This window comes from Acidimicrobiales bacterium (assembly GCA_016794585.1).
Lineage (GTDB): Bacteria > Actinomycetota > Acidimicrobiia > Acidimicrobiales > DATDAH01 > JAEUJM01.
On sequence record JAEUJM010000009.1, the window covers coordinates 31397 to 53452 of the forward strand.

The 22056-nt window shown below is 72.7% G+C and carries 15 protein-coding genes; 9 read left to right on the forward strand and 6 right to left on the reverse strand.

Going from position 1 to position 22056, the window contains the following annotated elements:
- The first annotated feature begins 52 nt into the window (after nt 1–52).
- On the forward strand, nt 53–1171 hold the full coding sequence (locus JNK12_03405; GenBank protein ID MBL8774946.1) for a DUF1214 domain-containing protein: 1119 nt from the start codon (nt 53–55) through the stop codon (nt 1169–1171).
- Nucleotides 1172–1498: 327 nt separating this feature from the next.
- Entirely contained in the window at nt 1499–3283 is a 1785-nt protein-coding gene (locus JNK12_03410; protein MBL8774947.1) for a hypothetical protein, read from the forward strand.
- A gap of 27 nt (nt 3284–3310) precedes the next feature.
- Here JNK12_03410 and JNK12_03415 read toward each other — a convergent pair whose 3' ends face one another.
- Nucleotides 3311–4144 (reverse strand): enoyl-CoA hydratase, encoded by an 834-nt coding sequence (locus JNK12_03415; GenBank protein ID MBL8774948.1) that lies wholly within the window; start codon nt 4142–4144, stop codon nt 3311–3313.
- 154 nt (nt 4145–4298) lie between these two features.
- Between JNK12_03415 and JNK12_03420 the strand changes: the two genes are divergently transcribed.
- Entirely contained in the window at nt 4299–5102 is an 804-nt protein-coding gene (locus tag JNK12_03420) for a crotonase/enoyl-CoA hydratase family protein (protein ID MBL8774949.1), read from the forward strand.
- Nucleotides 5103–5120: 18 nt separating this feature from the next.
- Here JNK12_03420 and JNK12_03425 read toward each other — a convergent pair whose 3' ends face one another.
- Entirely contained in the window at nt 5121–5897 is a 777-nt protein-coding gene (locus tag JNK12_03425; GenBank protein MBL8774950.1) for a hypothetical protein, read from the reverse strand.
- A gap of 114 nt (nt 5898–6011) precedes the next feature.
- Between JNK12_03425 and JNK12_03430 the strand changes: the two genes are divergently transcribed.
- From JNK12_03430 to JNK12_03450, 5 genes are all read left to right on the forward strand, one after another.
- Nucleotides 6012–7946, forward strand: coding sequence for a sigma-70 family RNA polymerase sigma factor (locus tag JNK12_03430; GenBank protein ID MBL8774951.1), 1935 nt, complete (start codon nt 6012–6014; stop codon nt 7944–7946).
- A complete protein-coding gene (locus tag JNK12_03435; GenBank protein MBL8774952.1) occupies nt 7943–8533 on the forward strand; it encodes a hypothetical protein in 591 nt (196 codons plus the stop codon). Before JNK12_03430 ends, JNK12_03435 begins: the two co-directional genes overlap by 4 nt.
- A 262-nt stretch (nt 8534–8795) precedes the next feature.
- A complete protein-coding gene (locus JNK12_03440; protein MBL8774953.1) occupies nt 8796–10226 on the forward strand; it encodes an NAD-dependent succinate-semialdehyde dehydrogenase in 1431 nt (476 codons plus the stop codon).
- 58 nt (nt 10227–10284) lie between these two features.
- Nucleotides 10285–11778: a hypothetical protein gene (locus tag JNK12_03445; protein ID MBL8774954.1), complete on the forward strand. Its 1494-nt coding sequence runs from the start codon at nt 10285–10287 to the stop codon at nt 11776–11778.
- A 40-nt stretch (nt 11779–11818) separates the two neighbouring features.
- Nucleotides 11819–12262 (forward strand): nuclear transport factor 2 family protein, encoded by a 444-nt coding sequence (locus JNK12_03450; protein MBL8774955.1) that lies wholly within the window; start codon nt 11819–11821, stop codon nt 12260–12262.
- A gap of 31 nt (nt 12263–12293) precedes the next feature.
- On the opposite strand, the gene JNK12_03455 is transcribed toward JNK12_03450, so the two are convergent.
- The 4 genes from JNK12_03455 to JNK12_03470 form a co-directional block, all read right to left on the reverse strand.
- Complete coding sequence (locus tag JNK12_03455; protein ID MBL8774956.1) at nt 12294–13031, reverse strand: SDR family oxidoreductase; 738 nt, start codon at nt 13029–13031, stop codon at nt 12294–12296.
- Nucleotides 13028–14098 (reverse strand): extracellular solute-binding protein, encoded by a 1071-nt coding sequence (locus JNK12_03460; GenBank protein ID MBL8774957.1) that lies wholly within the window; start codon nt 14096–14098, stop codon nt 13028–13030. Before JNK12_03460 ends, JNK12_03455 begins: the two co-directional genes overlap by 4 nt.
- Complete coding sequence (locus JNK12_03465) at nt 14095–15393, reverse strand: hypothetical protein (protein ID MBL8774958.1); 1299 nt, start codon at nt 15391–15393, stop codon at nt 14095–14097. The genes JNK12_03460 and JNK12_03465 overlap by 4 nt, the downstream gene beginning before the upstream one ends.
- Before the next feature lie 152 nt (nt 15394–15545).
- Nucleotides 15546–16847 (reverse strand): hypothetical protein, encoded by a 1302-nt coding sequence (locus JNK12_03470; GenBank protein MBL8774959.1) that lies wholly within the window; start codon nt 16845–16847, stop codon nt 15546–15548.
- A gap of 194 nt (nt 16848–17041) precedes the next feature.
- On the opposite strand from JNK12_03470, the gene JNK12_03475 reads away from it, so the two are divergent.
- Nucleotides 17042–22054: a winged helix-turn-helix domain-containing protein gene (locus JNK12_03475; GenBank protein MBL8774960.1), complete on the forward strand. Its 5013-nt coding sequence runs from the start codon at nt 17042–17044 to the stop codon at nt 22052–22054.
- The last annotated feature ends 2 nt before the right edge of the window (nt 22055–22056 follow it).

Sequence of the window (22056 nt, forward strand, 5' to 3'; positions counted from 1 at the left end):
CCATCATCGCCCACCGGCCCCACGCTCGCCGCGGCCGGGCCAAGATGGGGCCATGACATCGACTGCGGGGGCGGCGTACCGGGCGATGCTCGACGAGCTGATCGGGCTCGGCGAGTGGCTCGACGCCCAGGACCTCAACGACCAGGACCGGGCCGAGGGGTTCCGTCACCTCGGGCACCTCCTGGCGGTCGGCCTCGACCACCACCTCGAGAGCGACCCCGAGCGGCCGCTGTTCACCCGCATCGTCTCGCCCTTCCGCAAGATGCAGGGCGACAACCCCGACGCCGTCTACTTCTGGACCAAGATCCGGGGCGACCGCGAGTACCGGGTCACCGGGCGCAACACCGGCGAGGGCTACCTCTCCTTCACGGTCCACGGGGGCGACCCCAACGACGCCAACGCCGAGCGGGTGATCGCCGACGTGAACGAGACCACCCTCGTCCACGGGGCGGACGGCGAGAGCTACGAGATCACGGTCAGCCCCGAGCCGAGGCCCGACGGCTTCGCCGGCAATTGGCTGCAGACGGCGCCCGACGCCCATTCCGTCGTCACCCGCCACTACTTCGAGCGGCCCACCCCGGCGGCGTCCGACCCCGACGTCCACGTCGTCTTGCGCATCGAGCCCGTCGAGGACCCGGGACCGGCACCCACGTGGACGCAGGACGCGATCGCCGAGCGCTTGGCCGGGGTGGCCACCTTCGTCGCCTCCAAGACCTCGGGCATGACGCCGCCGACCGAGATGCCGGACATCCCCTTCGTGTCCCGGACGCCCAACGAGCTGCCGCAGCCCTTCAGCTTCCGCGACGCCGGCATCGACGTGCTGGGCGCGGTCGACGCCCACTACTCGATGGGGCCCTACGAGCTCGGCGACGACGAGGCGTTGGTGCTCGAGGGGACAATCCCGCCGGCGGCATTCGTGAACGTGATGCTCTGGAACAAGCACATGCAGACCTACGAGTACCGCTCGCACCAGACCTCGCTGAACCGCACGCAGCTCGAGCTGGAGCCCGACGGCAGCTACCGCATCGTCATCGCCAACCGCGACCCCGGCGTCCCCAACTGGCTCGACACCGAGGGCCACACCAGCGGCTCGATCTTCTGGCGGTTCTTCCTCGCCGAGGAGCGCCCCAGCCCCATCACCTGCTCCGTGGTGCCCATCAGCGATCTCTGATCTGAGCCGCCCCGGCCAGGGCCGCTCTCTGCGGGCGGTATGGGGTCGGCCAGTCGAGGTGACGCCGGTGGCCATCGGCGGCACGTCGCGCCGCCCGCGAGGGCGGGCCGCCCGCTAGGGTCTGCGCTTCCTCGTCCCGCGGGCGGGGGTCGACTGTGGCGGAAGCACCGGTGGGACCCCGACTCGAGGACGTATCGGGCCAGCGTCACACCTCTGTAACAGGGCGCAGGTAACTCCAGAGGTGGAGCGCCTGTCTGTTGTGACTGACAAGGCAGTCGGAGTTCTCCGGCGGCCATCGCGGGCGGTACCAAGAGAGAGCGGGTGACCATGGAACGGAACCGATGGCGCAGGGCTGCCGTGGCGGGGATGCTGGTGGGGGCCGTCGGCCTCGCCTCGCTCGTCACGACGACGATGAGCTCGGCGCAGACCGTGACGATCGACCGATCGCCGTGGCGGATGTTCATCCCGCCGACGCCGAACGGTGCGCCGTCGAACGGGCAGACCGACATCAACGACGCGGAGCCGTGGTTCGTCGACGCCTCGATTCCCGACGCCGCCGACCCCGGCTGGCAGTCGGCCCCCGATCCCGATGTGATCGGGTTCGACGGGCAGACCGACCCCAACTTCGGTGGCGGCCAGGCCTCGCGGCTCACGGGCTGTGGCACGGGCGTCGATTACACCTACTTCGAGACCACCATCACCGTGCCGCCCGGCGTGACGCCGAGCACGTTCACGGTCGACTTCGTCAACATCGACGACGCCGCCCAGATCTCGATCTTCAACAGCGCCAACCAGGCCGGTACCCCGGGTTCGGACGCCACCGTGCTGGCCGACAGCGGCGGCACCCAGACCGGCAACCTCGCCGACAAGTTGGTCGAAGGCGAGAACCGGGTCGTGATCGTCCAGATGGACAACTGCAACCCCGGTAACACCTTGCAGAGCGCCACGATCACGTTGGACGGCACCGAGGTGCCGGTCGAGGAAGACGCCCCTCCCACGACGATCGTCGAGGACACGACCACGACCACTGAGGTGCCGCCGGAGCCGATTCCCCCGGGCAGCTTCGGTGACGTGCACTTCCGGACGCCGGACGCCCTGGTGTTCGACATCCAGGATGTGGGCGACTTCGTCCTCCTGCAGTCCACCGACGGCAGCGTGGTCATCCAGTCCCGCCAGGAGGCGCTCGACATCCGTCCCGGCGTGTCGATCAACACCGCCACGGTGATGAACGTCGCCGGTGACTCACTCGAGTTCTACTTGAACCCGGAACCCACCTTGCTCGTCAACGGCGTCGACACCCCGCTCCCCGACGGTCCCCTCGACCTGCCGCAGGGTGGCCTCGTCTCCGGCTCGATCACCCAGAGCACGATCGGACCGGAGGAGACCGAGCCCAACGACTTCCAGATTGACTGGCCGGACGGCAACACCGCGGCCCGGGTCCTGTTCAAGCGGGACTCGCACCTCGACATCGGCGTCGTCCGGTTGGGCGGCGATCTGACCTTCGAGGGCGTGCTCGGGAACCTCGACGGCGACCCCGACAACGACATGACCCTCCGCGACGGCACGGTCATCGAGCAGCCGGCGAACGAGAACAAGGTGCGTCGGTTCGCCGACAGCTGGCGGGTCCCCGAGCCGGAGTCGCTGGTCAGCGTCGGCGAGGCGCCCGTACCGGCACCCGGCGCCGCCGAGGACCTCGTCACTCCGGACGACCTCGACCCCGCCGCGGTCGAGGAGGCGACGCAGGCCTGCCAGGACGCCGGAGTCGACGACCCGCTGGCCGTCGAGACCTGCGTCTACGACGTGGCCGCCACCGGCAACGAGGACTTCGTCGACAGCTCGGCGACCCTCCAGGAGGCCGTCGAGGAGCTGCCGGAGTCGACGCCCGAGCCGGTCTTCGCGACCGAGGAGCCCGACCTCGTGCCGGACGAGTCCAGCTCGAGCTTCCCCTGGATCCTGATCGCAGCCATCGCCGTCGTGCTCATCGTCCTCATCGTCGTGCTGGTCGCCCGGGCGAACAGCAAGAAGAAGACCCAGGGTGGCCCCCCGGCCAACCCGCCGGTCGCGCAGGGCGCGGGTCCCCCCGCGGGCGGCGCGCCGGGCAGCGGCGTCTGAAGGAACGGGTACGCACCGGCCCCGAGGTCACCTCTCCGAGGTGGCCTCGGGGCCGCCGGCCTGCTGGCGGCCGCGCTCCACGACGGCCTGGCGACGGGCCTCGACCTCGCCGGGTCGCGTCGCCAGCTCGGCGAACCACGCGTCCGACACGGCGGTCTCGTTGCGCCACGCGTCGGCGCCGGCGAGCAGCTCGTTCTCGGCGTAGGTGCGCAGGATGCGGCGCACGCCGGCTTGGTCGTTGGAGACGATGTCGGCGGCCAGCGCCCGGCAACGGGGGAGCAGCTCGTCGTGGGGCACCACCTCGTTGACCAGGCCCCAGGCCAGCGCCGTCGACGCGTCGAGGAAGTTGCCGGTGATCGACAGCTGACGGGCCCGGCGCGCGCCGACGGCCTCGGCCAGCAGGACGGTCAGCCCCCACCCGGGCTGCACGCCGATGCGGCAGTGGGTGTCGGCGAAGCGGGCCCGGTCCGAGGCGATGAGCAGGTCGCAGTTGAGGGCCAGCTCGAAGCCGCCGGTGACGGCCACGCCGTTCACGGCGCCGATCATCGGCTTGGCGATCGCAGGGAACGGGCCGGGCCGGGTGTCGAGGGTGCCGGCGTCACGGGACAGCGCCTTCGCGTCGGCGCCGAGGCCGGGGATGGCGTTGGTGGCGCCGAGCTCCTTCAGGTCCACGCCGGCGCAGAAGGCCGGATCGGTGCCCGTGAGGATCACGACGTCGACGTCCGGGTCACCGTCGGCACGCAGCACCAGCTCGGGCAGGAGCCGGATGACCTCTCGGGACAGCGCGTTGCGCGCCTCGGGCCGGTCGAGGGTGATGGTGGCGACCCGGTCGGCCACCTCGTAGCGCACGACGTCGGACATAGCGGCGGTCTACCACGACGCCGGCACCGGCGCGGTGGTGGGCGCCGGATCGACAAGGGGGGTCCGGAGCCGAGAAGATCGGGCGCCGCGATGGGTGCCCTACCGGCCCCGTCGCTTGCTGCCGCATCACCGTCGCTTCGTCCCAGGAGGGTCCATGTCCGAACCGCTCGTGTTGGTGGAGCCCGAGGGCCCCGTGCTGGTCGTCACCATCAACCGTCCCGAGAAGAAGAACGCCGCCAACGCCGAGGTGCTCTGCCGGATGTACGACGCGTGGGTGCGTCTCGACACCGACGACGACCTGCGGGTGGCGATCCTGACCGGCAAGGGCGACACCTTCTGCGCCGGCATGGACCTGGGCGAGATCGGGCGGCTCCAGGCCGGCGTGGTCGACAACGAGTGGCTCCAGCGCTTCCAGGACGAGCCCGACGTGATCCTCGGGGGCTGGCTGAAGACCTATCGCCCCACGAAACCCGTGATCCTCGCCGCTGAGGGCTACGCCCGGGCCGGCGGCACCGAGATCCTCCAGGGCACCGACATCCGGGTGGCGGGGGAGAGTGCCGTCTTCGGGGTCACCGAGGTGCAGCGGGGCCTGTTCCCGATGGCGGGCTCGGCGGTGCGCCTCCGCCGTCAGGTTTCGTACGCGGTGGCGGCCGAGATGCTGCTGACCGGCGAGGACATCACCGCCCAGCGGGCGTTCGAGCTCGGCCTCGTCAACCACGTGGTCCCCGACGGCACCGCTCTCGACAAGGCCCGTGAGATCGCCGCCCGCATCGCCCGCAACGGGCCCCTCGCGGTGAAGGCCATCCTGGCCACGCTGCGCGAGACCGAGGCCATGACCGAGGCGGAGGCGTTCGACATCGAGATGGGCCACGGCATGACGGTGATGGGCTCCGAGGACGCCCGCGAGGGCCCGCGGGCCTTCCTCGAGAAGCGCGATCCCGAGTTCCACGGCCGCTGAGCCGCGGTCACACCCGGATCACGGATCAGGCGTCGGCGGGGTGGGCCGCCGCCGCGAGCGGGTGGTGAGGTCGTCGATGAGGGAGAGAGCCTGGTCGAGACTCTCCGGGAGGCCTTCGATCCACAGTTGGGTGCGCACAGGAGATGCCTCGTCGCATACGAGGTCTGGCTCGACCCGTTCGGTGAGACTGGCGAGCGCCGCCCCGACGGCGGGGGTGTCGGCAACGAGGACGATGAAGGTGCCCGGGCCGACGCTGGCGATGGTCTCGCCCCCGTCGAACACCACCCGGAGCCGTTCGGCGACCCGCACGGCCAGAAGGGACCGGTGGGGTTCGCGGAGGCTCTCGAGCGGGAGCCGCACGACGACGAGGCTGTGGACGTCAGCGGCACCGAGACCGATCGAGTCGCAGTGTTGATAGGTCTGGGTCAGGCGCGCCCGAAGGAATGCCTCCGTGGCGCACCCGGTGAGCGGCTCGACGCAGCCCATGTCCCGAGTGGCCTCGGCGAAGCCGTGGACCCACCCGCGGGCGACCTCGAGGGTGTCGAGGCGGTCGAGGCGGACACGTCGGGCCGGATCGACGACGTCGTAGAGGCAGTGGAGGTCCTCGATCACCTCGTCGAGGGTGAACCCGTTGCTGGCTCGGATCGCACCCAGTCGAGCCAGGGCGGGCCCCGGCTCGGTGAACCCGCCGTCGAGGGCTTCCGCCAGCGCCTCGACGGCGGGGTGGAGCCAGTCGTCACGCGAGACACCGACACGGCGGCGTGCTTCGCCCAACCACGCCTCCACGATGCTCAACGTCCGGATCCGGCTCACATCGGGCTGAGACAGCGGGGGCCCGTCGTCATGACGCCGCGTGTGATCTGTCTGGTACTCCGTGAGACGTGAACGCCTGTCGTCGTCGGGGCGGAGGTGACCGAGGTCGCGTCAGGGGACGCCGAGCTGTTGGCCCGCGTACGGGCCGGGGATCACGCTGCGTTCGGGCTCCTGTACGAGCGCCACCGCGCCGCGGCGAGGAGCGTCGCCCGCGGCCTGACCCGGGGGGCCGGCGACGCCGAGGACCTGGTGAGCGAGTCGTTCACGAGGGTGTTGTGCGTCATCGAGCGGGGCAAGGGCCCAGCGGTCGCCTTCCGCCCCTACCTCCTGACGGCGATGCGGCGGATCCACTGGGAGCGCACGAGAGTCGCCGAGCGAGAGCGCCCGACCGATCTGACGGCGGACGTGCACCTCGGAGACCTCTTCATCGATCCTGCGCTCGACGGTCTCGAAGGCACCCTGGCCGTCGAGGCCTTCAAGCGGTTGCCCGAACGCTGGCGCATGGTGCTGTGGCACACCCAGGTCGAGCAGCTCGAGCCCGCAGAAGTCGCACCGCTGCTCGGCATCAGCCCCAACGCGGTCGCCGCACTCGCCTACCGGGCGCGCGAAGCGCTGCGCCGCGCGTATCTCGAGGCGCACGTCGGGCGTGGCACCCACGACGAGGTCTGTCACCACGTGTGCCAGCTGTTGCCTGCCAAGGTGCGTGGCGGTCTGTCCGCCACCGGAATCGCGACCGTCGACCGCCATCTGAGCATCTGTGACGATTGCCGTGCCTTCCACGCCGAGCTCTCCGCCGTCAATGCGGGCATGCGCTCGTTCGTGGGACCTGCGGTGCTCGGCCTCGCTGCGGCCGACTACCTCCGTGCGCCGGCTCTGGAGGCCACCTCCCCCGCCACGACACCGTCCGCCCGCAAGGTGAGGAGGCGCCCACCGCGTCGACTCGCGCTTGCCGCTGGTACCACGGTCGCCGTCTTGGTGGTCGCCGCGCTCGCCCGTGCCCAGGTGGTCGATCGTGGCGAGGAGCCCCGCGCCGCGACCACGGGAGCGACCGCCACCCCGGTGGTCCCGGTCGACCCGAGGGCGAGTGGATCCGACCATGGCGCCGCAGGGGACTCGTCGAGCACCACCAGCGGCCCAGCAGCGGTGGTGTCTGCGCACACGGTCACCCGTCTGCCGCCGGGAGCACCCGGTTCGACATCGCCGGCCGAACCCGCGCTGGTACCGGTGCCGGTCACGCCCGGCGACCCCGGGGTGCCCACGACCTCCACGCTGCCGACGACGACGACGGTGCCCTTCGTGGCCCGCGCCGACCTGGCCGTGGAGGCCGAGCCGGTGGGCGTGCTCGTGGCCGGACGCGACGGCATGATCGCGGTCACGGTCGCCAACCGCGGACCGGATGCAGCCGCTTCGCTCCACCTGGCCGTCGAGCTTCCCGCCCAGCTCACCTTCGTCTCCGCGTCCGGCGCGTCGTGGCGCTGCGGCCCGGACGCAGAGGGGGCGACCTGCGAGCGCGATCGGCTGGTCGCGGGCGCCGACCAGGTCCTCTACCTGCGACTCCACGCGGCATCCCCGGCAACCGACGAGATTGTCGCGGCCGTCACCCTCAGCTCCGCGGGCCCGCACCGTGCCCAGGGGTCGACACGCGCCACGTTGCCGGTGCCGATCGCCGAGCACGGGATGTCCGCGGTGTACGCAGACGAGCGTGTCGGTGACATCGCCGTGATCGGCAACAACCTGTCGAGTTGTCCCGACGCCGCAGGCGCTGCGTGCCTCGGCGCCCGTGATCGCGTCGGAGCCGACCTCGACAACAACGACTGGGCGGTGGCTCCCGTCGACGCCGACGCCGACACCACGACCTCGTCCTCCAGCGCGGCGACGCTCGCCCGGCCGGCGGGGGCGGAGGTGGCCTGGGCCAGGCTCTACTGGGGTGGGGACACGGCGGCCGGCGTCGGCGGTGCCGCCGCCGACGTCCCGTCCTCGCGGGCACGATCCGCTTCGCGACGCCGTCCGGTGGCGACTACCACGTCGTGACCGCGGACCACGTCGAGGACCGGGGCAGCCGCTACCAGAGCGCGGCCGACGTCACCGCCCTCGTGGCCGCGGCGGGTGACGGGCGCTACTGGGTCGCGGGCATCCAGGCCGGCACGGGTCGAGACCGTTATGCCGGTTGGAGCCTGGTGGTGGTCTTCGACGCCCCCACCGGCCCCGTGCGGCGGCTCGTGGTCTTCGACGGTCTCGCGGTGGTCGATCCCGCGCATCCGGCGCGTTTCGAGGTCGGGGGCTTCCGCGCCCCGACGGCCGGGCCGTCGGACGCCACCTTGAGCATTCTCGCCTATGAGGGTGACCCCACCCTCATAGGGGACAACGTCAGCGTCGATGGCCAGCGACTGACCGATTCCCGCAATCCCGACGACAACCTCCTCAACAGCACCCTGTCGCACCTGGGGGCCTCGCCCGCCGGCCGCTTGCCAGACCACTCGAACACGTTCGGTGTCGACATCGACGCCTTCGGTATCGGATCTCTGCTCACCCCTGGGGCCCGCACGGCGACCCTGGACCTCGCCTCCGCCGGCGACACCTACCTCCCCGGAGTCCTCGCCGTCTCCGTCGCTCGCTAGGCGTTCGCGCCGCTGGTGCGAATCGATCGCACGTCGGGGAGGCGGGACGCCTCGGGGACGCAGCGCCTGGACGGCCTCGTCTCCTCGGGACTTGTCACACGGGATTCGATCAGACCCGTCGCTGCCGGGTCGCGTCCGGCATGCCACGCTGGTCGCCGACACCGACCGACGTGCCGGTCGGTGTGAGTCAACCACGTCCTCCCGCCCCCGGCCGTTCGCCATCGCCTCCGGCCGGTCCGGGAGCCAGACCAAAGGCATGCGCATGCTCTACATCGATGGGGAATGGCGGCCGGCGGCGTCGGGACGGACCTTCGAGTCGTTCGACCCGGCCACCGGCGCGATGCTCGACCGGGTGGCCGATGGCGGGATCGACGACGTGCGCGCCGCCATCGACGCCGCCGCGGCGGCCTTCAGCGGCTGGTCGGGGCGCACCGCCTACGAGCGGGCGGCCTTCCTGACCGCCGCCCACCAGCTGATGGTCGAGCGCAAGGAGTCGCTGGCGCAGCTCATGACCGCCGAGCAGGGCAAGCCCATCCGCATGGCCCGCAACGAGGTGGGTTACGCGGCCGACTTCCTGCTCTGGTTCGCCGAGGAGGCGAAACGCAACTACGGCGAGACCATTCCGTCGGCGCGCGCCGACCAGCGCTTCCTCGTGCTGCACCAGCCCATCGGCGTCGTCGGGGCCATCACCCCGTGGAACTACCCGATCTCGATGCTGACCAGGAAGATCGCCCCAGCGCTGGCGGCGGGGTGCACCGTGGTGTTGAAGCCCGCCGAGCAGACGCCGCTGTGTGCGGTCGACACGTTCAAGGTCTTCGCCGACGTCGACCTCCCCGCCGGCGTGGTCAACCTCGTCACCACGTCGGACCCTGAGACCGTCGGCGGTGAGCTCATCGAGCACCGCTCGGTGCGCAAGGTGGCGTTCACAGGCTCGACCGAGGTGGGCAAGCTCATCGCGGCCAAGGCGGCGCAGACCGTCAAGCGGGTGAGCCTCGAGCTCGGCGGGCATGCGCCCTTCATCGTCCTCGAGGACGCCGATCCCGTCCGCGCCGCCAAGGGCGCGGCGGCGGTGAAGTTCCTCAACACCGGCCAGGCGTGCATCTGCCCGAACCGGCTCTTCGTCCACCGAAGCCTGGCGGATGCCTTCGTGGCCACCCTCCAGCAGCGCTTCGAGTCGCTCGTGGCCGGCGCCGGCGCGACCGACGGCGTCACCGTCGGCCCACTGATCGACGGCGACGCCCTCGACAAGATGGAGCGCCAGGTCGCCGACGCCGTCGAGCGAGGAGCCCGCGTCCTCACCGGCGGCGAGCGGCTCGTCGACGGAGGGCTCGACCGCGGCTGCTTCTTCGCCCCGACGTTGCTGGCCGACGTCACCCCGGACATGGCGATCTACCGCGAGGAGACGTTCGGTCCCATCGCCCCGGTGATCGTGTTCGACACCGACGACGAGGTGATCGAGATGGCCAACGACACCGCGTACGGACTGGCCAGCTACATCTACACGAACGACCTGTCGCGGGCGTTCCGGGTGTTCGAGCGCCTCGACTTCGGCATGGTCGGCGTCAACGACATCAACCCGACCTCCGCGGCGGCGCCGTTCGGCGGCATCAAGGAGAGCGGGATCGGCGTCGAGGGTGCCCGCCAGGGCCTCGCTGAGTACCTCGACACCAAGCTGGTCGGCATCGCGCTCTGACGCGGCCCCACGGGGCGCACCCGGGGCCCTCGGAACCGGCACACGTAAGGTTCCGCACATGGCGCGCGAGGTGGTGACCGGGTACTGCTGGCCGCAGTCGGTGGCGGCGGGGGAGCCGGTGGGGCTGCACCTCTCGTCGTCGGGCGGAAGGCCGGTGCGGGTGGAGGTGGCCCGGGTCGGTGCGGAGCGCGAGGTCGTCTTCCGCGACGACGCCGTCGCCGCCGAGGAGCACGAGACACCGGCGGACGCGTCCTCGCAGGGGTGCGGTTGGCCGGTGGCGCGCACCCTCGACACCGGGACGTCGTGGCGGTCGGGCTACTACGAGGTGGTCCTCGAGATCGACGTCGGCGAGAAGGTGCGTCGGGAGCACGCGTTCTTCGTGGTGCGCCCCACCTCGGGCGAGCGCATCGTCCTCGCGCTCGCCACCAACACCTGGCACGCGTACAACGACTTCGGCGGGCCCAACCTCTACACGGGCGGCACCCAGGTGGCCATGCAGCGACCGATGGCGCGCGGTTATCTGCACAAGCCGCCGGGCAAGGGCCGCCGGGTGACGGGCACGGGTGCGCCCGACCCGCAGAACGCCGCCCACGTCGGCTACCTCACCCTCAACCACCTCTCCGGCTACGCCGGGTCCGCAGGGTGGCCCGATTGGGAGCAGCCCTTCCTCGCGTGGGCCGAGCGGGAGGGCTTCACCGTCGGGGTGTGCACCAACGCCGACCTCGAGGAGCACCCCGAGGTGCTCGACGGCGCTGCGCTCTACCTCTCGGTCGGCCACGACGAGTACTGGTCGGCGGGCATGCGCGACACCGTCGAGGACTTCATCGCCCGAGGGGGCAACGCGGCGTTCTTCTCGGGCAACACCTCGCTGTGGCAGGTGCGCATCGAGGGCGACGACCACGACGTGATGGTCGGCTACAAGGGCTTCTACAAGCGCGATCCCCTCTACGACACCGACCGTCGGGCCGAGGTCACGACGCTCTGGTCCGACGTGTTGCTGGAGCGCCCCGAGAACCACATGACGGGGGTGTCGTTCACCCGGGGCGGCTACCACCGCATCGGTCGCAACGTCACCTCGGGCCTCGGCGGCTACACCGTGCACCGGGCCGGCCACTGGCTCTTCGATGGCACGGGCCTCGGCTACGGCGACGTGCTCGGCGCCGGCGCCACGGTCGTGGGCTACGAGTGCGACGGCTGCACGTTCACCTACCGGGACGGACTGCCGTTCCCGACCGGTGAGGACGGGACGCCCGCCACCTTCGAGATCCTGGGGACCTGCCCGACCCGGCACTTCACCCGGGAGACCGCCCCCCGCCCGCCGGCGCCCGGCGAGCCGAGCGAGCTCGAGTACCTGGCGTCACGGGTGTTCGGGACCCGCGACCCCGAGGCCATGGAGCGCATCCGCCACGGCCACGCCGTGCTGGGCGCCTACACGAACGCCGCCGGCGCCACGGTGGTCACGTCGGGCTCCACCGACTGGGCCCACGGTCTCGCCGAGCGAGACCCGCAGATCGAGCAGATCACCCGCAACGTCCTCACCCGCCTCGGGTAGGCCGGGGCCTCGACCGCGGCCGCCGTGGGAGGATCAGTCCGTGCTGGAGCTCTCCGACGTGCTCGCCCGTGAGGCCATCCGTGACCTGGTCGCCCGCTACAACGCCTACGGCGACGGTGGCCTGATCGACCGGATGGTCGAGCTCTTCGCCGAGGACGCCACGCTCGAGGTCGGCGCCGACGTGCACCAGGGACGGGAGGCGATCCGCAGCCTCTTCTCCGGGACGGTCGACCGAAGCGCCGGCGCCGTCGGCGGCCCCACCTACGTCCGTCACGGCACGACGACCCACCAGATCGACCTCGTCGACGGCACCCACGCGACGGGTCGCTGCTACTTCACCGTGCTCACCCGCATCGGCCTCGACCACTGGGGGCGCTACCTGGACGACTATCGGGTGGTCGATGGCGAATGGCGCTTCGCCCGTCGCCGGGTCCTCACCGACGACTTCGCCCCGGGTTCGCTGTTCGCTCCTGCGGGCCCCTGAGGTTCCCGAGGCTCGGTCCGGCGGCGTCGGTTCAGCGTCGGATGCCGGTGAAGCCACCGTCGATGAGCTGGTTGCTGCCGGTGATGAACGACGCCTCGTCGCTGCACAGGTAGAGGGCCATGGCCGCGATCTCCGCGGGCCGGGCCATGCGGCCGACGGGCTGGGTGGCGGCGAGGGTGGCCAGCATCTCGTCCTCCCGTCCGGGATAGTGCTCTGCGAGGAAGCGGTCCACGAAGGGGGTGTGCACTCGGGCGGGCGAGATGGCGTTGCACCGGATGCCGGCGTCGAGGCAGTCGGTGGCGACCGAATAGGTCATGGCCAGCACGGCACCCTTGCTCATGCTGTAGGCGAGGCGGTCCGGGATGCCCACCACCGAGGCGATGGAGGCCAGGGTGACGATGGCGCTTCCCGGCTGCATCCGGGCGACCGCGGCCTGGAGGCAGTGGAACGTGCCCTTCACGTTCACGGCGTAGACGCGGTCGAGGTCGTCGCCGGTGGTGGTGGCCACGGTGCCGACGTGGGGGATCCCGGCGCTCGCGACCAACAGGTCGAGCCGGCCGTGGGCGTCGACGACAGCGTCGAACGCGGTCACCACGGCGCGCTCGTCGGTGACGTCGCAGACGTGGTCGGCCGTATCGGCCAGATCGAGCACGGCGACGGCGGCGCCTTCGCGACGGAAGCGCTCGACCACGGCGGCGCCGATGCCGGACGCGCCGCCGGTGACGATGGCCACTTTGCCGTCGAGTCGGCCCGGTCCCGACGCGCTCACGCCAGCGCCTCCTCGGCCGCGGACTGCATGGCGGACACGGCGTCGTCGGCGGTGCGGGCACCCCGGAGGGCGTCGTGGATGGCGGCCCAGCCGGCGTCCTCCACCTCGGGGAAGCGGGCGAGCGGGGGGTAGGTGAGCATGCCGTCCTCGATGGTCTCGGTGGTGATGGCGAGGCGGGCCGCGTCGACGGCGTCGGCCGGGGCCACCTCGGCGAGCGCCGCGGTGTTGGCGGGGATGGTGCCGGAAGCGGCATCGGCCGCACCGGCCTCGGGGTCGGCCAGGCGCTCGAGCACTGCCACCGCCGCCGGCACGTCGCCGCAGGTCCGGGGGATGGCCCAGCCGTGGCAGCCGGCGTAGGACCACCCGCCGGGGTACCGGGCCGGCGCGAGGCGGGAGGCCAGATCGCTGCGCCTGATGCGGCCGGTGCCGCCCGGCCAGGCGGCGGCCATCGCCACCCGGCCGTCGAGTAGCGCATCGTCGACCTGGTCGTAGTGCCAGTCCGGGAGGTCGGCAGGGCCCTTCGCGGCCAGCCGCTGGAGGCGGGCCACCGCGGCCACGGACTCGGGCGTCCGGAGGGTGGGTTGCAGCGAGTCGTCGAAGAGGGCGCCGCCGGCGCCGGCGACGAGCTCGAAGAACAGGCCGAAGAGGCCGGACTCCCGTCCGGTGAACCCGAAGGCGTCCGGTGCCCCTTCGACCTCGTCCCACGTCGTGGGCGGGGCGTCGAGCAGGTCGGTCCGCCACCACAGGACGCGTACGTCGATGCAGCGCGGGGCGCAGAGCAAGGCGCCCTCGAATCGGCAGAGGTCGAGCGCCCGGGGGGCCAGGCCGGCCAGCGCACCGGGGTCGACGAGGTCGTCGAGGGGCAGGAGCCAGCCCGCCTGCGACGGCGCGTACTTTCCGTGGGTGCTGAGCAGGTCGATGCGCTCGCCGGCGGCGAGCATCGCCGCCGCCTCTCGGTTGAGGGTGGGGTGGTCGGCGTGCACCACGACCTCGACGTCGTCGGGGAGCAGGTCGTACAGCCGGTCGTACATCGGCCCGCCCACCAGGGCGACGCGCAGCCCGCTCATCCCGCCGCCCAGTGGTCGCCGTCGGGGAACCGGTACCGGGCCATCGACGCCGGCTCGAGTTCGACGCCCAGGCCGGGACCGAGGGGCGCCCGGTAGCGGCCGTCGCGGACCTCGAGGCGCTGGACCATGTGCTCGTGGAGGTGATCGGCGTACTCGGTCATCCGGCCGTCGAGGGACCCGCTCACCGACAGGTAGTCGAACATCGAGAAGTGCTGCACGTGCTCGCACAGCCCGATGCCCCCGGCGTGGGGGCAGACGGGGACGCCGAACCGGGCGGCGAGGAGGAGCACGGCGATGACCTCGTTGACCCCGCCGAGGCGGCACCCGTCGAGCTGCACGACGTCGAGCGCCTCGGCCTGGAGGAACTGCTTGAACATCACCCGGTTGTGGCAGTGCTCGCCGGTGGCCACTCGGACGGGGCCGACGCCGGCGCGGATGCGGGCGTGGCCCAGCACGTCGTCGGGGCTGGTGGGCTCCTCGATCCAGTAGAGGTCGGCGGCGGCCAGCGAGTTGGTCCACTCGATGGCCTCGTGGACGTCCCACACCTGGTTGGCGTCGACCATGAGGAGGCGGTCAGGGCCGATCTGCTCGCGCACGAGCAGGGCGCGGCGCAGGTCGTCGGCCCGGTCCCGGCCGACCTTCATCTTGAGCGCCGTCCACCCGTCGGCCAGCGCCGCCGTGCAGCCCGCCCTGATCCGGTCGTCGTCGTAGCCGAGCCAGCCCGCGGAGGTGATGTACGCCGGGTAGCCCTCGGTCAGCAGGTGTGCCTCGCGCTCGGCCTTGCCGGGCGCGGCTGCTCGCAGCAGCGCCAGCGCTTCGGACGGCGAGAGCGCGTCGGTGAGGTGGCGGAAGTCCACGGCGTCGACGATCTGCTCGGGGTCGAGATCGGCGAGGTACTTCCAGAGCGGCACGTCGGCCCGCCGGGCGAGCAGGTCCCACTGCGCGTTGACCACCGCGGCGGTGGCCAGGTGCACGACCCCCTTCTCGGGCCCGAGCCAGCGCAGGTGGCTGTCACCGGTGAGCATGGTGGCGATCGAACCGAGGTCGCTCTCGAGGTCGTCGAGACGGCGGCCGACGACGTGCGGGCGGAGCGCCTCGATCGCGGCACAGCAGATCTCGTTGCCCCGACCGATGGTGAAGGTCATGCCGAAGCCGCGCAGGCCCGGATCGTCGGTGCGCAGCTCGACGTAGGCGGCGGAGTAGTCCGGGTCGGGGTTCATCGCGTCCGACCCGTCGAGCAGCTCCGATGTGGGAAAGCGCACGTCGGACACCATGAGGTCGGTGATGCGGGCCACGGCGGAAGATCCTGTCACCCGCGGTGCGCCGACGCCGCCGCGGACTCGTCCGGCAACGGGCACGGTGTGTCTTGAAACGACGGTGCCCCTCCCCGAGCGGGGAGGGGCTCCGTCCCGCAGCGCCCGCGGGCGCCACGCACCAGGGGCCTGTCTCAGCCGGCGACGCGGATGAGGCCGAGCTTCGCGCCGTTGTCGGCGTCGCCCACCCCGACGATGGCGCCGTCGGGTTGGATGGCGAGGTCCCACGCCACGTCGAAGTTCGGGCTGAGGTTGACCGGCGCGAAGCCGTCACCCGAGAACGTGGGGTCGGGCGTCCCGTCGGTGAGGTAGCGGCCGAGCAGCATCCGGTTGCCCTGGCCGCCCTGGGTGCCGCTGAACACGATCTTGCCGTCCTCTTGGAGGCGGATGTCCGAGAGCCACTCGGGCCCGTTCGGTCGGTCGTCGATGCGCATCCCGTCGCCGTCGAAGGTGGTGTCCGGTGCGCCCGTCGCGGTGAAGCGGAAGATGCCCAGGCGTTGGCCGGCGGCCTCGCCGGCCAACACGATCGAGCCGTCGCCCTGGACCGCCACGGCGGCACCGTCCTCGTAGCCCGGTCCCGTGTTGCGGGTGAGCTTGCCGTCACCGCTGAAGGTCGGGTCGAGGGCGCCGTCCTCGGTGTAGCGGGCGAGGGCCATGCGCTCCCCGCCGCCACCGCCGGCGCGGCCGCCCACGACGAGCTTGCCGTCGGGCTGCTGGACGAGGGCCATCGCCGAGTCGGGGCCCGGTCCGAAGTCGGTGTCGGTGCGACCGTCGCCGCCGCCGAAGGTCGGGTCCACCGCGCCGCTGGGGGTGAAGCGCACCAATGCGAAGCGGCTGGCGCCGCCGATCGCGGCCCCGCCGGCCAGCACGATGCGCCCGTCGCCATCGACGATCACGTCGTCGGCCCCCTCTTCGCCCGGCGACATGTTGAAGGTCCGGCGCCCGTCACCGCTGAAGGTGACGTCGGGTGCGCCGGTCGGGGTGAACCGCGCGACGGCCATGCGGGTGTAGTCGCGTGCGGCACCGGCCACGACGATCGTGCCGTCGGCGCCGAGTCCGATGTCGGTGGCCCAGTCGTCGCCCGGCCCGAAGTCGGCGACGGCTCGGCCGTCGCCGCTGAAGGTCGTGTCGGGGCTGCCGTCGGCGTTGAAGCGCGCCACGTACATGCGCCCGCCCGAGCCGCCGGTGCGGCCGGCCGCCAGGATCTTGCCGTCCGGTTGGACCGCGGCGGCGTATCCGCCCTCGTAGCCGTCGCTGGTCAGGTCCACGGTGAGCCGGCCGTCGCCGCTGAAGGTGGGGTCGGGCTCGCCGGCCGCGCCGGCGGGGGCCGCCAGGCCGAGGACGAGCGCCCCGACCGCGGCGCCGGCGATGGCCAGGCGCCCCCGGTGGCGGCCCGCACGGTGGCCTCGGTGTCGAGGGAGAGACGTTGCGCTCATGGTGGTGCTCCTTGGTCCGGCCGGCCCCCACCGGGGCCGCCCTCCGGCCGGCGGTGTCGCCGGATGCCACGACGTTCGGGGGCCGGCGTGGCAGTTCCGTGGCAGCCCGCGGAGCGCACGGAGCACTGCCACAGGACTGCAACACGCCCGCGTCACCGTGGCACCGGCGGGTAGCGTCCTCGCCGGAGGGCGGGATGATCCAGTTCCAGGTGCTCGGACCCCTGAAGGCCACCGCCGCAGGGCGTGAGCTCGCCCTCGGCGGACCTCGTCAGCGCCGGCTGCTGGCCCTGTTCCTCCTGCACCGCAACGAAGTGGTGTCGGTCGACCGGCTGCTCGACGTCGTGTTCGAGGGGCAGCCGACGCCGGGAGCCGCCACGACGCTGCGCAGCTACGTGGCCCGGTTGCGAAAGGTCGTCGCCGACGTCGAGGGCGCGCCCACCTTCGTCACCCGGGCGCCCGGCTATGTGATGACGCTCGCCGACGACGCGCTCGACGCGGCCCGGTTCGAGCGGGCGGTGGCGGAGGCCGACGCGCGGGCCGCCCGTGGCGATGTCGCCGGCGGCGCCGTGGTGCTGCGGCCGGCGCTGGCACTGTGGCAGGGCGACGCCTACGCCGAGTTCGCGGACGAGGACTGGGCCCGGCCCGAGGCGCAGCGCCTCGGCGAGCGTCGTCTCGTCGCGCATCAGCGACTGATCGAGGCCGAGTTGGCCAGCGGCCGCGCCGCCGAGCTCATCCCCGAGATCGAGGCGCTCATCGACGCGCACCCCACCCGTGAGGGCCTGCGCGCGCAGCTGATGCTCGCCTTGTACCGGGCCGGGCGCCAGGCCGACGCCCTCGCCGCCTACCAGGACCTGCGCGTCGTGCTCCGCGAGGAGCTGGGCCTCGACCCGACCCCGGAGCTGGTCGACCTCGAAGCCAGGATCCTCGCCCACGACCCCACCCTCCGGCTGGCGGCGCCCGCGGGCCGAGCGGTGCGGGGGTACGTGCTCGGCGACCGCCTGGGAACGGGTCGGGATGGCACCGTCTACGGGGCGCGACTCCAGGGGGTCGACCGCGAGCTCGCGGTGCGTGTCGTCGAGGCGGACGTCGCGGACCGCCCCGAGTTCGTCCGTGATTTCGAGGCCAACGCCCGGCGCCTCGCCGCGGTCGACCATCCCGCGATCGTGGCCCTCCAGGACTACTGGCGCGAGCCCGGTGCCGCCTACGTCGTGATGCGCCGGCTCCACGGCGGCACGCTCGAGGACCACCTCCGGGCGGGCCCGCTGCACGACGCCCTGGTGCAGGAGTTGGCGGACCGGATCGGCGGTGCCCTCGTGGCGGCCGCCGCGGTGGGGTCGGCCCACGGGCGGGTCCGTGCCGGCAATGTGCTGTTCGACGAGCACGGGGCGCCGTGCCTCACCGACTTCTGGCTCGGGGGTGGCCCGGCGCCGGACCCGAGCGCCGACGGCCGGGACTTCGCCGCCCTCGTGCAGCGGTGCGTCCCGCCCTCCAGCGCGGCGGCAGCTGCTCTGGCCCCGCTCGTGACGGCCACGGAGACCGTTCCCCTCGTGCTGCTCGTCGACCGGGTCCGCCAGATCGTGACCGGGGCCGAGCCGACGGAGGGGCGCCACCCGAACCCGTACAAGGGCCTGCGGCCGTTCGACGAGGTCGACGCCGCGGACTTCTTCGGGCGGGACGGCCTGGTCGAGGAGATCCTCGACCGGCTCCGTGGCGAGGGTCCGAGCGGCCGGCTCGTCCTCGTCGTCGGGGGCTCGGGCACCGGCAAGTCGAGCGTGGTGCGCGCCGGCGTCCTGCCCGCGCTGCGGGAGGGTGCCGTGCGCGGATCCTCGACCTGGCTGGTCGCGACGATGCTCCCCGGTGGCAATCCCACCGCAACCCTTGCCGAGTGCCTCCGCCGGGTCGCCGTCGCCGAGCCCGACGGGTGGGCCGATGACCTGACCGGCGACGTCGAGGCGGTCGACCGTGCCATCCGCCGGGTGGTTCCCGCCGGCGCCGAGATGCTCCTCGTCGTCGACCAGATGGAGGAGCTGTTCACGTCGTCCGACGAGCGGTCGCAGCGGGCCTTCCTCGCTGGTCTCCTGCATGCCACCTCGCGGCCCGACGCCCGTCTGCGGGTGGTGGCCACGCTGCGAGCGGACTTCTACGACCGGCCGCTCGCCGTGCCCGGGTTCGGCGCCGTCGTGCACGCGGCCACCGTGGCCGTGCCCGCCATGGCGGCCGCCGACCTCGAGGCCGCGGTGGTCCGGCCTGCCGAGCGCGTCGGGCGCCAGGTCGAGCCCGCCCTGGTCGCCGAGCTGGTCCGGGCCGTCGCGGACGAGCCAGGGGCGCTGCCGGCCCTTCAGTTCACCCTCTACGAGCTCGGCGAGCGTTGCGACGAGGTGCTGACCCTCGCCACCTACCGCGAGCTCGGCGAGCTGGACGGCGCCATCGCACTGCGCGCCGAGGAGCTGTACCGCTCGCTCGAACCCGACCAGCAGCAGGCGGTGCAGCGCCTCTTCGAGCAGCTCGTCGCGGTGACGCCGGACGAGCCGCCGACCCGTCGGCCCGCGGCCCGGGGCGAGCTCGTCGCCGTGGGTGACGTCGGTCGTGCGCTCGACGACGTGATCGACCGCTGGACCGCCGCCCGCCTGCTGTCGGTCGACCGCCACCCCCGGTCCCGGGTCCCGACGGTCGAGCTCGCCCACGAGGCGCTGCTGCGTGAATGGCCGCGGCTGCACGGGTGGATCGAGGCGAGCCGCGAGGACCTGGCGGTGCTCGGGCACCTGCGTGACGCGGCGACCGGGTGGGACCAGCTCGGACGCGACCCCGGAGCGCTCTACCGGGGTGCCCGCCTCGACCTCGCCCTCGACCTCGTGGAAGCCGGTGGCCGCGAGCTACCCGCGACCGAGCAGGCGTTCTTGTCCGCCAGCCGTGACCAGCGGGTCCACGAGCAGGCGGAGGCCACCGCGGCCGCCACCCGTCAGGCCCGGGCCAACCGGCGGCTGCGCATCCAGGTCGTAGCCATCGCCGTGGCCCTGGTCGCCGCCCTGGCGGTCGGGGCCGTGGCCGTCGACCAGCGGGGGCAGGCTCGCGCCGAACGACGGGTGGCCACAGCGCGTGAGCTGGCGGCCGCGTCGGCGGCCAGCGTCGTCGACGACCCCGAGCGCGCCGTCCTGCTCGCGCGGGAGGCCGTCGCCGCGACGGGACCCGAGGAGGAGGATGTCCTGCCCGAAGCCGTGAGCGCGCTGCATCGGGGCGTGGCGGCCTCTCGGATCGAGCTGAGCGTCGAGGGCATCGGTGGTTCGACGGACCTCAGTCCCGATGGCCGGCTCTTCGCCACGGAGGGCCCGGAGGAGTCGGGCCTCATCGACCTGCGTGACGCCGCCACCGGCGAGCCGGTGCGCTCCTTCCCGGGGCACGACGTCGACGTGAACGAGGTGGCCTTCAACCCCGACGGCACGGTGCTGGCCACGACCGGAGACGACGGGGCCCTGCGCCTCTGGGACCCGGCCACCGGTCGGCGGCTGCACGAGTTCGGGTCGGAGCACGACGCCGAGGTGTGGGGCCCCACGTTCAGCGGGGACGGCCGACGCGTGGCTGCGTGCTTCGGGCAGGGGTCGGTGCGGGTCTTCGAGGTCGGCCGCGGCGTCGAGGTCGCCGACCTCCCCACGGGGGCCTGCTTCCACCAGAGCCTCGACCGCGACGGGGGCCGCATCGCCATCGCCGATGGGTCCGCTCCCTCGGCCATCGTCGTCGACGTCGACTCCGCAGCAACCCTCTTCGCGGTGGGCGAGCCGGGCTACGTGCGAGACGTGGCCTTCAGCCCGGACGGTCGCTGGATCGCGACCACGAACGGCAATGATGCGGTGCACGTGTCGGTGGCGGGGACGGGCGAGACCCGCTTCACCGTCAACGCCCACACCAGCTGGGTGAACGCGCTCGCCTGGAGCCCCACCGGTGATCGCCTCGCCACGGTGAGCGAGGACGGCACCGCGGCCATCTCGGCGGTCGACGGGAGCGGGGTCGACACCTACCTGTCGTTGTCGGGCGAGGCGACCGGCAACGGGCTCTACAGCATCTCGTTCTCGCCGGAAGGCGACCGGGTCCTCACCGGCGACAGCGGGCTCGAGTCGGTGAAGGTCTGGGACGTCAGCGACGCCGGTGGCGCCGAGTGGGCGAACTACGGCGACGTGTGGCCCTTCCTCCCGCCGATCTTCCTGCCGGACGGGCGACGCCTCGCGGCAGTCACCGGCGATCGCCAGGGGGTGGTGATCCACGACGTCGACGATCCCGACGGCGAACGACGGATCGGTCGCCCGCCCGCACCGGGCTCGCAGATCTCCGGCTACTCGGTGTCGGGCGACGGTGCGCTCGTTGCCATCGCATGGGACGAGTCACGGGTCCAGATCTGGGATCTCGACACCGGAACACTCCGCACCACGGTGGCGTCCGAAGTCGTCGGTCCCTTCGTGGGCGCGCTCGCCTGGACGAGCGACGGCCGCCACCTCGCGGTCGCCGGGGGAGACGACGAGGAGGTCTGGGTCTCGGTGGTCGACCGGGCCGGGGCCGAGGTGGCCCGCCTCCAGGAGGGCCTGGGCGACGCCGTGGAGGGGATCGCCACCCTGTCGTTCGGCGCCGAGGACCGTCTGCTGAGCCAGACCGTCTACGCCGAGCGGGACCTGGCCACGGTGATGGGAGTGAGGGTGTGGGACTGGGAGCGGGGCGAGCTGGTCCAGACGGTGCGGACCCCGTCGGTGGTCGCCCGGTTCGACCCCACCAGCAACCGGGTGGTGGCGCTGCGCATGCTCGAGGGCGACGCCGAGGTGTGGGACTCCCAGACGGGTGAGCGGCTGGCCGCGCTTCCCGCCGCGGCCAAGTTCACGGAAGCGTCGTTCAGCCCTGACGGCCGTCAGTTGGCGACCGCGGGCGCCGACGGGGTGGTGCGGCTCTGGGACGCGGCCACCGGCGAGCCGGGGGTGGTGCTCGACGGCCACGACGCGGCCGTGGAGTCCGCTTCGTTCAGCCCCGATGGCCGCCGGCTCGCCTCGGTCGACGACTCCGGCCTGCTGCGCGTCTGGGCGCTCGACCTCGACGATCTCCTCGAACTCGCCGCCGCCGGCCTCACCCGGGGCCTCCGGGACCACGAGTGCCGGGAGCACCTCCACCTCGAGGCCTGTGCCGAGACCTCGGCAGTCCGCCCGCCCGCGGAGGAGCCGCCCACTCCCTGACG

What these genes read in the sequence shown, in the direction of transcription:
- JNK12_03405 (MBL8774946.1), top strand. Translation starts at nt 53, where the DNA reads ATGACATCGACTGCGGGGGCGGCGTACCGGGCGATGCTCGACGAGCTG.
- JNK12_03410 (MBL8774947.1), top strand. Translation starts at nt 1,499, where the DNA reads ATGGAACGGAACCGATGGCGCAGGGCTGCCGTGGCGGGGATGCTGGTG.
- JNK12_03415 (MBL8774948.1), bottom strand. Translation starts at nt 4,144, where the DNA reads ATGTCCGACGTCGTGCGCTACGAGGTGGCCGACCGGGTCGCCACCATC.
- JNK12_03420 (MBL8774949.1), top strand. Translation starts at nt 4,299, where the DNA reads ATGTCCGAACCGCTCGTGTTGGTGGAGCCCGAGGGCCCCGTGCTGGTC.
- JNK12_03440 (MBL8774953.1), top strand. Translation starts at nt 8,796, where the DNA reads ATGCTCTACATCGATGGGGAATGGCGGCCGGCGGCGTCGGGACGGACC.
- JNK12_03445 (MBL8774954.1), top strand. Translation starts at nt 10,285, where the DNA reads ATGGCGCGCGAGGTGGTGACCGGGTACTGCTGGCCGCAGTCGGTGGCG.
- JNK12_03460 (MBL8774957.1), bottom strand. Translation starts at nt 14,098, where the DNA reads ATGAGCGGGCTGCGCGTCGCCCTGGTGGGCGGGCCGATGTACGACCGG.
- JNK12_03470 (MBL8774959.1), bottom strand. Translation starts at nt 16,847, where the DNA reads ATGAGCGCAACGTCTCTCCCTCGACACCGAGGCCACCGTGCGGGCCGC.
- JNK12_03475 (MBL8774960.1), top strand. Translation starts at nt 17,042, where the DNA reads ATGATCCAGTTCCAGGTGCTCGGACCCCTGAAGGCCACCGCCGCAGGG.